At 74.0% G+C, this 11,857-nt stretch carries 13 protein-coding genes and 1 pseudogene; 9 read left to right on the top strand and 5 right to left on the bottom strand.

The window, feature by feature from the left end:
- Nucleotides 1-1,177: pseudogene (locus ACFXGA_RS35600) on the top strand (hypothetical protein); the annotation flags it as partial.
- A 2-nt stretch (nt 1,178-1,179) separates the two neighbouring features.
- Here ACFXGA_RS35600 and ACFXGA_RS35595 read toward each other — a convergent pair.
- Genes ACFXGA_RS35595 through ACFXGA_RS35585 form a run of 3 tightly spaced genes read right to left on the bottom strand, consistent with a single transcriptional unit; the run spans nt 1,180 to nt 3,207 of the window.
- Nucleotides 1,180-2,244 (bottom strand): NADH-quinone oxidoreductase subunit D, encoded by a 1,065-nt coding sequence (locus ACFXGA_RS35595; RefSeq protein WP_378095930.1) that lies wholly within the window; start codon nt 2,242-2,244, stop codon nt 1,180-1,182.
- A gap of 34 nt (nt 2,245-2,278) precedes the next feature.
- Nucleotides 2,279-2,725 (bottom strand): DUF1203 domain-containing protein, encoded by a 447-nt coding sequence (locus tag ACFXGA_RS35590; RefSeq protein ID WP_378095927.1) that lies wholly within the window; start codon nt 2,723-2,725, stop codon nt 2,279-2,281.
- A 56-nt stretch (nt 2,726-2,781) separates the two neighbouring features.
- Nucleotides 2,782-3,207, bottom strand: a complete 426-nt coding sequence (locus ACFXGA_RS35585) for a MarR family winged helix-turn-helix transcriptional regulator (RefSeq protein ID WP_378095936.1) — start codon at nt 3,205-3,207, stop codon at nt 2,782-2,784.
- Between the two features lie 64 nt (nt 3,208-3,271).
- On the opposite strand from ACFXGA_RS35585, the gene ACFXGA_RS35580 reads away from it, so the two are divergent.
- On the top strand, nt 3,272-3,595 hold the full coding sequence (locus ACFXGA_RS35580; RefSeq protein WP_378095923.1) for a cupin domain-containing protein: 324 nt from the start codon (nt 3,272-3,274) through the stop codon (nt 3,593-3,595).
- Between the two features lie 3 nt (nt 3,596-3,598).
- Here ACFXGA_RS35580 and ACFXGA_RS35575 read toward each other — a convergent pair whose 3' ends face one another.
- On the bottom strand, nt 3,599-4,513 hold the full coding sequence (locus ACFXGA_RS35575) for an SAM-dependent methyltransferase (protein WP_378095920.1): 915 nt from the start codon (nt 4,511-4,513) through the stop codon (nt 3,599-3,601).
- A 75-nt stretch (nt 4,514-4,588) separates the two neighbouring features.
- On the opposite strand from ACFXGA_RS35575, the gene ACFXGA_RS35570 reads away from it, so the two are divergent.
- The 5 genes from ACFXGA_RS35570 (at nt 4,589) to ACFXGA_RS35550 (ending at nt 8,893) form a co-directional block, all read left to right on the top strand.
- On the top strand, nt 4,589-5,716 hold the full coding sequence (locus ACFXGA_RS35570; RefSeq protein WP_378095934.1) for a PrsW family intramembrane metalloprotease: 1,128 nt from the start codon (nt 4,589-4,591) through the stop codon (nt 5,714-5,716).
- A gap of 90 nt (nt 5,717-5,806) precedes the next feature.
- Nucleotides 5,807-6,715: a Rossmann-like and DUF2520 domain-containing protein gene (locus ACFXGA_RS35565; RefSeq protein ID WP_378095917.1), complete on the top strand. Its 909-nt coding sequence runs from the start codon at nt 5,807-5,809 to the stop codon at nt 6,713-6,715.
- Nucleotides 6,712-7,602, top strand: coding sequence for a pantoate--beta-alanine ligase (gene panC / locus ACFXGA_RS35560; protein ID WP_378095914.1), 891 nt, complete (start codon nt 6,712-6,714; stop codon nt 7,600-7,602). Before ACFXGA_RS35565 ends, panC begins: the two co-directional genes overlap by 4 nt.
- A 10-nt stretch (nt 7,603-7,612) precedes the next feature.
- Nucleotides 7,613-8,095: an aspartate 1-decarboxylase gene (gene panD / locus ACFXGA_RS35555; protein ID WP_378095911.1), complete on the top strand. Its 483-nt coding sequence runs from the start codon at nt 7,613-7,615 to the stop codon at nt 8,093-8,095.
- A gap of 12 nt (nt 8,096-8,107) precedes the next feature.
- Complete coding sequence (locus tag ACFXGA_RS35550) at nt 8,108-8,893, top strand: type III pantothenate kinase (protein ID WP_378095908.1); 786 nt, start codon at nt 8,108-8,110, stop codon at nt 8,891-8,893.
- A gap of 3 nt (nt 8,894-8,896) precedes the next feature.
- Here ACFXGA_RS35550 and ACFXGA_RS35545 read toward each other — a convergent pair whose 3' ends face one another.
- Nucleotides 8,897-9,652, bottom strand: coding sequence for a class I SAM-dependent methyltransferase (locus ACFXGA_RS35545; RefSeq protein WP_378095905.1), 756 nt, complete (start codon nt 9,650-9,652; stop codon nt 8,897-8,899).
- Between the two features lie 62 nt (nt 9,653-9,714).
- Between ACFXGA_RS35545 and lysS the strand changes: the two genes are divergently transcribed.
- Nucleotides 9,715-11,226, top strand: coding sequence for a lysine--tRNA ligase (gene lysS / locus ACFXGA_RS35540; RefSeq protein ID WP_378095902.1), 1,512 nt, complete (start codon nt 9,715-9,717; stop codon nt 11,224-11,226).
- A 114-nt stretch (nt 11,227-11,340) separates the two neighbouring features.
- Nucleotides 11,341-11,688 (top strand): Lsr2 family protein, encoded by a 348-nt coding sequence (locus tag ACFXGA_RS35535; RefSeq protein ID WP_053715841.1) that lies wholly within the window; start codon nt 11,341-11,343, stop codon nt 11,686-11,688.
- Nucleotides 11,689-11,857 lie beyond the last annotated feature (169 nt).

Below are 11,857 nucleotides of genomic sequence, written 5' to 3'. Positions count from 1 at the left end.
CCGGGAACCCGCGCGGGCGCCGGCGCAGCCGCGCCCGGCGCCGCCCGTGGTGCGGCGCGAGCCGCCGAAGCCCGACGCGACGGAGCGGGTGGGTCGGGACGTGGCGGCGCGCCTGGCCGCGCCGGCGGGGCGGCCCGCGGAACCCGCGGAGCCGGCCAAGACGGAGCACGCCGCGCCGCGGCGCAGCCGGGTGGCCGAGCGGACCGAGATGATCAGCCGGGACGCGGTGGTCGAGGGGCCGGCGCGACGTCCCGAGGCCGCCGGTGGCGCGGCGCGGCGCACGCCGGGGACCGGCGAGCCGCGGGAGCAGGCCGCGGCGGACGTGCGGCGACCGGTGACCGCGCGGGTGGAGCCGGCCGCCGAGCACCGGCCGGCGGACGCGCGGCGGCCCGTGACCCGGTCGGAGTTGCCGGGGGAGGACCGGCCCACCGAGGTGCGGCGGCCGGCGGGCCCCGCCGAGGCGCACCGGCCCGTGACCCGGTCGGAGTCGACCGGTGAGCACCAGCCTGCCGACGTGCGGCGGCCGGTGACGCGGTCGGAGTTGACCGGTGAGCACCAGCCTGCCGACGTGCGGCGGCCGGTGACGCGGTCGGAGTTGACCGGTGAGCACCGGCCCGCCGACGTGCGGCGGCCGGTGACGCGGGCCGAGTTGACCGGTGACCACCGGCCGGTGGGCCGTCCGGACCCGGTCGCCGAGAGTCGTCGTTCCGGCGCGCGGGTGGAGCCGGCGGAGCACCGCCCGGTCGCGGAGCCGCACCGCCCCGGGTCGCGCGCCGAGCCGACCGGTGAGCACGTCCCGGTGGCGGCCCGGCCGGCGGAACCCGCGCGGCGGACGCCGGTCGAGGACGACGGGCGGCGGTCGCGGCGCGCGGCCGAGCCGGTCGGGGGCGCGCGGGAGGCGGTCGGCGGGCGGTCGGCGGACTCCGCGTCGGCGTCCGTGACGCCGGCCGAGGGGCGTCGGCGGGCGGCCGAGCCCGCGGCGGAACCGGGTGGCCGGCGTCGGGCCGAGGAGCGCTGGGACGCATGGGAGGACGCGGCCGGGCCGGCCGGCCGGCGCAGCGCGCCCGAACCGGTCGAGCCCGCCGGGGCGCACGCGGACGGCAAGTCGGTCAGCGAGCTGCTGGCCGCGTTCGGCGGCGCGGACTCGCCCCGCCGCCGTCGCCGCCGCGACGACTAGCCCTACTTGTCGATGTCGCCGACGACCACGGCGAACGACCCGAGCACCGCGGGCAGGTCGGCCACCCGCGTGCCGGGCAGCAGCGCGGACAGGGCCTGGACGTTGTTGAACGACGGCGTCCGCAGCTTCAGCCGCCACGGCGTCTTCTCGCCCCGGGACGAGAGGTGCACGCCGGACGTGCCCAGCGGCGCTTCGACCCAGGTGTAGACCGACCCCTCGGGCGCCTTGATCGCCTTGGGCAGCCGCAGGTTGACCGGCCCGGCCGGCAGCCGGTCGAGGCACCGGTGGGCCAGCGCGACGGACTGGCGCACTTCGTCCACCATGCACCGGACGCGGGCCAGCGCGTCGCCCGCGGTCCGGACCACGGGCCGCACGTCCAGTTCCCGGTAGCCGGGCAGCGGGTCGTCGCGGCGCAGGTCGAAGTCCACTCCGGACGCCCGGCCGACGGGTCCGGTCACGCCGAACGCGAGCGCGGCGTCCCGCGTCAGCACCCCGAGGCCCGCCAACCCCTCCGGGGCCTCACCGGGGTCCACAGTGGACAGCACCTCGCGCACGCGGTCCGTCCACCCGGCCGGCACGTCCTCGCGCAGGCCGCCGATCCGGTTGGCCATGAAGTGGATCCGGCCGCCCGACGCCTCCTCCATGACCGCCTGCACGGCGTCGCGGTCGCGCGCGCCGGTGAGCGGCGCGAGGAACACCAGGTGCGCCATGATCCGGTTCAGCTCGCACAGCAGCACCCGCAGCGCCTGGGCGCGGGGCGGCACGTCCATGCCGGTCATCCGCTCGACGGCGAGCGCGACGGCCAGCTCGTTGCAGAACGCGGCGAGCCAGTCGTGCCGGTTGGCCAGGGTGAGCACCTGCCGGTAGTCGCGGACCTCGAACAGCTTCTCCGCGCCCCGGTGCAGGTGGCCGACCAGGGGTGTGGCGGCGGTGACGACCTCGTCGTCGCGGACCTCCAGCCGCAGCCGGTACGCGCCGTGCGCCGACGGGTGCAGCGGGCCGAGGTCGACCACCCGGTCGACCCCGAGGTGCCGGGCGCCCGCGCCGACGCCCACGGTGATCTCCACCGGTGCATCGTCGCACGGCCGCCGGTGGCCGGCCTCAGTCGCGGGTGACGGCGAACAGGAAGCAGCCGTGGGAGACGCTGCGCACCTGCACCGCGGCGACCTCCGGGTCGTCGAGCCACGCGGCGACGCGGTCGTCGAGGTGCTCCGGCGCGACGACCTCGCCGCCGTGGATGCGGCCCTCGGCGGTGTAGGCGCGCAGGGTGCGCGGCGAGTGGCGGAACGCCTCGGGGAACCCGCGGGTGGTCGCGGGCCCGGCGCACGGTTCGGCGTGCGCGAAGACGGGGCCCAGTTCCTCGTACGGGCCCCGGCCGGTCGCGGGGGTGTGCCGGAAGAGGACCACCGGCTCGCCCGGTCCGGCCTTGCGCAGGCAGCAGCGCAGCGGGGCGCCGGGTGACTCGGCGTGCAGCTCGTGGTGCGCGTCGGCGCCGGCGAGCGCGCGGGCGCGGGTCAGCACGTCGTCCGGCAGGGCGTGGATTCTCATGCGCCCCACCCTCGTGCGCGGCGGTGGGCGCCGCCGGCGGTCATCGGCCGTCGCGGTCACCACACCGGGCGGATGCCGCCGTCCGCGTCCGCGAGGTAGGTCCGCAACGCCTCGCGCAGCACGGCCAGCCGCTCCGCGCCCACGACCGCGCCGAACTCCTCCTCCAGCTCGGCCCACAGCTCGTCGGCCATCCGCAGGTAGGCCCGGCCCTTGCCGGTGAGGGCCAGGGCGTGGGCGCGGCGGTCGGTCGGGTGCGGCGCGCGGTGGACGTAGCCCCACTCGACCAGCTCGGCCACGGTCCTGGTGGCGGCCTGCTTGGACACGCCCAGGTGCGCGGCGAGGTCGACGGCGGTCGCCGAGGGCTGCGCGGCGAGGTAGCGGAAGACGAAGCCGTGCGCCGGGCGCAGGGGTTCGAGGTCGCGGTCGGCCAGCCGGTCGTGGAACCGGTCGGTCATCACGCGGAACGTCCTGGCGAACAGCATCGACACGGGCTCCACGGTCGCCTAGTCTGCAACTAGACAACCAAATTGACTAGTTGGGAGAGCGATGTTCGAGCGCCACGGTTTCGTGTTCCGGCCGCACGCCAGCCCGTCGCGGGGCGGCAGCACGCAGATCCTCCTGTGGACCGTCGAGGTGCCCCCGGCCGCGGCGAGCGAGCGGCACCGGGTCGACCGCGAGGAGGTCTTCCACGTCCTGGAGGGGCGGGTGACGGTCAACGGGGTGGACGCGGGCGCCGGCGAGACGGTCGTCGTGCCGCCGCACGTGGAGTTCCAGCTCGTCGGCGGTCCGGCGAAGGTGCTGGTCGCGACGTCGGTCGGCATCACCGGCCTGGTCGGCGACGAGCGGATCACCCCGCCCTGGTCGCTGTAGGGCTCAGGGCCGCCACGGGGGCAGGGGCGGCAGCAGGGACGACACCGGCACGCCCACCCCGTGCAGCAGCCACCCGAACGACCCCAGCCCGCCGGGGGCGCGCAGCTCGGCGATCCGGGACGCCCGTTCCGCCGCCGCCAGCCACCCCGGACCGGCCGCCGCGGTCACCGCGCCCGAGAGGCCGAGCGCCGCCAACGCGTCCCGCTGCGAGACCAGCACCCGGTCCCCGCCCGCCGCCTCCGCGCACGCGTCCAGCGCCACGTGCGCGGTCAGGTCGCAGCTCCCGTCGAACACCGGCTCCACCCGCCGCCCGCCCCGGTACGCCGCGAACGTGCCCGCCGCGTACCGCCCCGCCGCCCGGTCGGCCCGCACGTGCCCGTAGTCCACCGCCAACGCCGCGCCGCGCGCCACCCGCGACACCGCGTCCGCCCACGCCGCGTCCCGGGGCTCCCCGACCTCGGCCCGCTCGCCCTCGCCCACCGGCCACCACCGGTCGAGCCAGGGGTGCGACACCGGTCCGACGACCAGCGGGCACGGCACCGCGTCCAGCCACTCGTGCCCGACCAGCAGCCCGTGCACGGACGACGGCAGCGCGGCCGTCCACCGCACCCCCGGCAGGGACCGCGCCGGCCCGACGTCCACCGCCGTCACCACCAGCCGCGCCGCCACGGAACCGGTCGCGCCCGCCCGCACGGCCGCCGCCAGCTCGCCGCCGCCCGCGCCCACGTCGACGAAGTCGAGCCGGGCGGGCCGGCCGAGCGCGAAGTCCACCCGATCGAGCAGCACGAGCAGCGCTTCGGCCAGCTCGGCGCCCACGAGCGGCGCGGTGCGGAAGTGGTCGGCCGGCACCTCGCCGCGGGTGAAGAACCCCGACGGCCCGTAGAGCGCCTCCCGCCACAGGGCTTCCCAGTCCACCACCGGTCAAGTGTCCCTTTAAGGTTTCCCACCGTGACGACTCCCACCCGCAAGCGCGTCGACCGGCAACGCTGGACCGTGCTGCTCCCGGTCCTGGGTCTGATCGCGCTGGGCGTGTGCGGGCTGGTGCTGCTCGGCCTGGGCACGAGCAGGATCGGCCTGCTGCCGATCCTGGTCGGGGCGGTCGCCGCGCTGCTGCCCGTGCTCGTGGTGCTGGGCGCCTCCCTCTGGGTGGACCGCTGGGAGCCGGAGCCCGCGAAGATCCTGCTGCTGGCGTTCTTCTGGGGCGCGTGCGGCGCGACGATCACCTCGCTGGTGTTCAACCAGACCGCGCACGTCCTCGGCCAGCTGATCAACGGCGACGACGGCAGCACGTTCGCCGCCGTGATCGGCGCGCCGATCACCGAGGAGGCCGCGAAGGCCGCGTTCATCGTCGTGCTGTTCCTGCGCCGCCGGCACGAGTTCGACGGCGTGGTGGACGGCGTGGTGTACGCGGGCGTCACGGCGGCGGGCTTCGCGTTCACCGAGAACATCTGGTACTTCGCCCGCGTCTTCTCCGACAGCGGCTTCGGCGACCTGGGCAGCGGCGTGATCGCGCTGTTCATCCTGCGCGGCGTGCTGTCGCCGTTCGCGCACCCGCTGTTCACGTCCATGACGGGCATCGGCATCGGCATCGCGGCGGTGACCGCGAACCGGGCGCTGCGGGTCGTCGCGCCGGTGCTGGGCTACCTCGGCGCGGCCGGCCTGCACTCGCTGTGGAACTTCTCCACCACCGTCGGCACCGGCTCGACCTTCATCAACCTGTACTTCCTGATCATGGTGCCGATCTTCGCGGGCATGGTGCTCATGGTCGTCTGGCAGCGCCGCCGCGAGCAGCGGATCGTCGCCGCGCAGCTGCCCGCCATGGCGGCCAACAAGTGGATCGCCACCAGCGAGGTGACCCTGCTGGCCTCGCTCCAGGGCCGCGGCCGGTGGCGGCGCACGGTCAAGCGCAAGACCGGCGACGAGGCGGCCAAGGCGGTCGCGGGCTACCAGGTGGCCGTGACGGAACTGGCGTTCCTGCGCCACCGCATGGCCAACGGCACGGCGGGCCACGACGCGGACGAACGTCACGCCAAGCTGCTCGCCGCCCTCGTCGCCGCACGTCAGGCGGCCGTCGACGCGCCGGGCGCGTTGCGGGCCGCGGGTGGTGTTCGTCGCAGTTGACGGTTGATCGCCACCCACCGGATTACGCTCGCGGCCGTCGTCCGGTACCCGGCCTCCGGGACTGGAACGCCGCGTGAAGGAGTACGTCGCATGGACGCGACCCCCCGCCCCGCGCGGTTGGCCGTGGGAGTGATCTCGGCCGGCCGGGTGGGCTCGGTGCTCGGCGCCGCGCTGTCCCGAGCCGGGCACGTCGTGAGCGCCGTCGCCGCCGTTTCCCGCGACTCGCTGCGCCGGGCCGAGGAGCTCCTGCCGGACGTGCCCGTGCTGCCGCCCCCGGACGTCGCCGCCTCCGCCGACCTGGTGCTGCTCGCCGTGCCCGACGACGAGCTGCCGGGCCTGGTCCGCGGTCTCGTCGCCACCGGGTCGCTGCGCGCCGGGCAGATCGTCGTGCACACCAGCGGCGCGCAGGGCGTGGACGTGCTGCGGCCCGCCGCCGGGCTGGGCGCGTTGTGCGTGGCGCTGCACCCCGTGATGACGTTCACCGGCCGCGCCGAGGACGTGCAGCGGGTGACCGCCTGCTCGGTCGGCGTCACCGCGGCCGACGACGACGAGATCGCCTGGCGCGTCGGCGAGGCGCTGGTGGTGGAGATGTCCGCCGAGCCGGTGCGCGTGCCCGAGGCCGCCCGCCCGCTCTACCACGCCGCCCTCGCGCACGGCGCGAACCACCTGATCACGCTGGTCGCCGACTGCGCGGACCTGCTGCGCGGCGCGGGCATCGCGGACGCCGAGCGGATGCTCGGCCCGCTGCTGTCCGCCGCGCTGGACAACGCGCTGCGGCACGGCGACCGCGCCCTCACCGGACCCGTCGCGCGCGGCGACGCGGGCACCGTGGCCAAGCACCTGGCCGTCCTCGGCGACGTCGCCGCCGGCGGCGGACCGGACACCCTGCCCGCGTACCGGGTCCTCGCGCTCCGCACCGCGGCGCGCGCCCAGGCCGCCGGGCTGCTCAAGCCCGACCTCGCGGCCGACGTCCGCACCACCCTCGAAGGACAGGCATGACCAAGCCGCTCACCAAGGACGACTACACGCCGAACGACGTGACGGTGCACCGCGACCCGGCGCGGCTGCGCCGCGTCACCAGGGCGTTGAAGGCGGCCGGCCGCAACATCGCCCTGGTGCCGACCATGGGCGCGCTGCACGAGGGCCACCGCAAGCTGATCCGCGAAGCGCACGTCATGCAGAACACCGTGGTCGTCGTCTCCCTCTTCGTGAACCCGACCCAGTTCGGGCCGAACGAGGACTTCGACCGCTACCCGCGCAGCTTCGAGGCCGACGTGGACGTCTGCCGCGAGGAGCGCGTCGGGCTGGTGTTCGCGCCGTCGGTGGAGGACATGTACCCGCCCGGCAGCACGATCACCGTGGACCCCGGCCCGCTCGGGGACGAGCTGGAGGGCCGCGCCAGGCCCGGCCACTTCGCCGGGGTGCTGTCCGTGGTCGCCAAGCTGTTCAACATCGTGCAGCCGACGTACGCGGTGTTCGGCGAGAAGGACTACCAGCAGCTCACGCTGATCCACCGGATGGCGCGGGACCTGAACTTCCCGCTGGACGTGGTCGGCGTGCCGACCGTGCGCGAGCCGGACGGCCTGGCGCTGTCCTCGCGCAACCGCTACCTGTCCGAAGAGGAGCGCTCCGCCGCGACCGCGCTGTCCGCCGCCCTGGTGGCGGGCGCGTACGTCAGCGGGCAGGGCGCGGACGCCGTGCTCCGGGCCGCGCGGGACACCCTCGCCGCGGCGCCCGGCGTCGACCTCGACTACCTGGAGCTGCGGGCGCCCGACCTCGGCCCGGCCCCCGAGAACGGCGACGCCCGCCTGCTGGTGGCCGCCCGCGTCGGCTCCACCCGCCTGATCGACAACGCCGCCGTGCTGCTCGGCACCGGTGACGAGTAAGGGGACCGCCATGTTCCGCACCATGCTCAAGTCGAAGATCCACCGGGCCACCGTCACCCAGGCCGACCTGCACTACGTCGGCTCCGTCACGGTGGACGAGGACCTGATGGACGCCGCCGACCTGCTGGCCGGCGAGCAGGTCGCGATCGTGAACGTCACCAACGGGGCGCGCCTGGAGACCTACGTCATCCCCGGCGCCCGCGGCACCGGCGTGATCGGCATCAACGGCGCGGCGGCGCACCTGGTGAAGCCCGGCGACCTGGTGATCCTCATCGCCTATGGGCAGATGGACGACGCCGAGGCGCGGGCGTACCGGCCGAAGGTCGTCTTCGTCGACGCCGACAACAAGGTGGTCGACCTCGGCGCGGACCCGGCGCACGCGCCGGAGGGCTCCGGGCTGGTGAACGGGTCCACCACCGCCACGCCGGAACCGGTGGCGGCGGAGACCGAGGACGCGGCGGCGCTGGACGCCTTGATCCAGGCCGAGGACTAGGGGGAACGCGCTGTGCTGCTCGCCATCGACGTCGGCAACACCAACATCGTGCTCGGCCTGTACGACGGGACGGGCGACTCCGCCGAGCTGGTCCGCGACTGGCGGATGCGCACCGACGCCCGGATGACCGCCGACGAGCTGGCGCTGACCATGCGCGGCCTGCTCGGCGAGTACGCCGACAAGATCACCGGCATCTCCGCGCTGTCCACCGTGCCCGCGGTGCTGCGCGAGCTGCGGGTGATGCTCGGCCGGTACTACTCGGGCGTGCCCAAGGTGCTGGTGGAGCCGGGCGTGCGCACCGGCGTGCCGCTGCTGGTGGACAACCCCAAGGAGGTCGGCTCCGACCGGGTGATCAACACGCTGGCCGCGCACCACCTGCACAGCACGGCGTGCGTGGTGGTCGACTTCGGCACGTCCACGAACCTGGACGTGATCTCGGCCAAGGGCGAGTTCCTCGGCGGCGCGCTGGCGCCGGGCATCGAGATCTCCGTGGACGCGCTCGCCGCGCGCGCGGCCCAGCTGCGCAAGGTCGAGCTGGTGCGGCCCCGGTCGGTGATCGGCAAGAACACCGTGGAGTGCCTCCAGTCCGGCATCGTCTACGGGTTCGTCGGCCAGGTCGACGGCCTGGTGCGGCGGATCGTGGACGAGTTGCAGCTCAGCGAACCCGGCCCGGTCGCGGTGATCGCGACCGGCGGCCTCGCGCCCCTGGTGGTGTCGGAGTCGGCCACCATCCAGTCGCACGTGCCGGACCTGACGCTGCTGGGCCTGCGGCTGGTGTTCGAGCGCAACCGGGTCTGACGGTCAGGCGGTCCGCCGCAGCCGCTTGACGTAGGTGGTCAGGGGGAAGTCGAACTCGCCGTGCGCGGTTTCCGGGCGCGACCTGAGGAACGCGAGGATCCGCCGGTTCAGGTCGACCCGCTCCTGCTCCGGGATCACCAGCGCGTGGGAGTGCGTGTTGATGGTCGAGACCACGGTCTCGGCCGTGCGCCGGTGCGCGTGCTTGAAGACGCGCTCCTCGGTGTCGGTGAACAGCGCGTGCCGCGGCACCGGGTCGGTGTCCACGTCCGGCACGGCGACTTCGGCGCGGGCGACCCGGACGAACTCGGCCACCCACGGCACCGAGTCGTCGAAGTCGTTCCACAGCGAGGCGAGCACGCCGCCGGGCCGCAGCACGCGGGCGATCTCCGCCATCGCGCGCGGCGCGTCGAACCAGTGGAACGCCTGGCCCACCACGACCGCGTCGACCGTGTGGTCCGGCACGGGGATGCGCTCGGCGCTGCCGGGCAACGCGCGCGCCGCGCCGTGGTGGCGCACCAGCTGCGACAGCATCGCCTCGTCCGGTTCGACCGCCGTCACGTGGTGGCCCAGGGCGAGCAGGCCGCCGGTCAGCTTGCCCGTGCCCGCGGCGAGGTCGAGCACGTCGCGCGGGCCTTCGCCCAGTGGCTCCAACGCCCAGCGGACGGCGTCGGAGGGGTAGTCCGGTCGGTGTTCCGCGTATGCCGCCGCGTGCGCTCCGAAGGAGTTCGCCCGCCTGGCCCGCAAGTCGTCTCCGGTCACCACCCACAGCCTAGTGAGATCCGGTTCGATTTCCCGAGCGGTCTTTCCGTACCCTTCGTGCTGTGAGTGAGCAGCCAGCGACCGGTTCCGCGACCAGCGACGACGATCTCCCCGAGCAGCTCAGGGTCCGCCGGGAGAAGCGGGCGCGACTGCTGGAACGCGGTGTCGATCCCTATCCGGTCGAAGTGCCCCGCACGCACACGTTGCGCGAGGTGCGGGAAGCCCACCAGGGGCTGGAGCCGGACACGTCGACCGGCGAGGTGGTCGGTGTGACCGGCCGCGTCATGTTCATCCGCAACACCGGCAAGTTGTGCTTCGCGACGCTGCGCGAGGGCGACGGCACCGAACTGCAGGCCATGCTGAGCCTCAACGGCGTGGGCGAGCAGGCGCTGGCCGAATGGAAGTCCGACGTCGACTTGGGCGACCACGTATTCGTGCACGGCGAGGTCATCACGTCCCGCCGCGGCGAACTGTCCGTGATGGCGGACCGCTGGGCGATCACGGCGAAGGCGTTGCGCCCGTTGCCGGTCGCGCACAAGGAACTCGCCGAGGAAACCCGCATTCGGCAGCGCTACGTGGATCTGATCCTGCGCGAGCAGGCGCGGAACACGGTGCGCAACCGGGCCGCGGTGGTGCGCTCGTTGCGGGAGTCGTTCCACCGGCGCGGTTTCATCGAAGTCGAGACCCCGATGTTGCAGACGTTGCAGGGCGGCGCGAGCGCCCGGCCGTTCGTGACCCGGTCGAACGCGCTCGACATCGACCTCTTCCTGCGCATCGCGCCGGAGCTGTACCTCAAGCGGTGCGTGGTCGGCGGTATCGAGAAGGTCTTCGAGATCAACCGCAACTTCCGCAACGAGGGCATGGACTCGTCCCATTCGCCCGAGTTCTCGATGTTGGAGTACTACGAGGCGTACGCCACCTACGACACGAACGCGGTGCTGACCCGGGAGCTGATCCAGGAAGCCGCGCTCGCCGTCGCCGGTTCGCACGTGGTGACGCTGGCCGACGGTTCCGAGTACGACCTCGGCGGCGAGTGGACGACCTTGAGCATGTACGACTCGTTGTCCGATGCGGCGGGCGAAGAAGTCACGCCCGAAACTTCTTCCGAGCGGCTGCGGGAGCTGGCGGACAAGCACGGGTTGGAGACCGACCCGAAGCTCGGCCACGGCAAGCTGGTCGAGGAGCTGTGGGAGCACCTGGTCGGCGACACCCTGTACGCGCCCACCTTTGTGCGTGATTTCCCGGTGGAGACCTCGCCGCTCACCCGCCAGCACCGCACCCGGCCGGGCGTGGCCGAAAAGTGGGACCTCTACGTGCGCGGATTCGAGTTGGCCACGGGATACTCGGAACTGGTGGACCCCGTGGTCGAGCGCGAGCGGCTGGAAGCCCAGGCCCGACTGGCGGCCGGCGGCGACGTCGAGGCCATGCCGGTCGACGAAGACTTTCTGCGATCACTGGAGTACGGAATGCCACCGACCGGTGGCGTCGGAATGGGCATCGACCGGCTGCTGATGGCGCTCACGGGTCTCGGTATCCGGGAGACGATCCTGTTCCCCCTCGTGCGCCCGGAATGAGTAACTTCTCGGACTCCGGGGAGCGCATTCCAGGAGTTGTGCGCTAACCTGCACTCGCCAATGCTTTAGGTCGCGGTCGGGGAACACCGCGCATTCGAGTCCAGGAGGATACGCATGGCGCAGAAGGTCACCGTGACCCTGGTCGATGACCTGGACGGTGGGAAGGCGGAGGAGACGGTCGGCTTCGGTTTGGACGGCGTGTCCTACGAGATCGACCTTTCCGCGAGCAATGCGGGTCGGCTCCGCGACGCTCTCGCCGACTTCGTCGCCAGTGCCCGCAAGGCGGGCGGCCGCAAGCGCGGCCCGGGTCGTCCGGCCGGTGTGAAGGCGGCTCGTCCGGCTTCGGCGGATCGCGAGCAGAACCAGGCCATTCGGGAGTGGGCGCGCAAGCAGGGGATGAAGGTGTCCGACCGCGGGCGCATCCCGGCCGAGGTGCTGGAGGCGTACCACCAGCAGGGCTGACGCCGGTGTGACGTGACGCGGGGCACCGCAATTACGTCAATCGACGAAGGGGCGCCGGGTTTGTTCCGGCGCCCCTCGGTGTTTTGCCCCCCGGCGCCGCACGGGTAGAACGAAGTAGATGGGCCGTCCCCCCGCGGGGCGCCCCTGCCGGCCGGGCGGCCCCCCCGAG

Source organism: Actinosynnema sp. NPDC059335 (assembly GCF_042752395.1).
In the GTDB taxonomy this organism is placed as follows: domain Bacteria; phylum Actinomycetota; class Actinomycetes; order Mycobacteriales; family Pseudonocardiaceae; genus Actinosynnema.
Note: the sequence above shows the minus strand (reverse complement) of the source record. Positions and strands in the feature narration are given on the sequence as shown.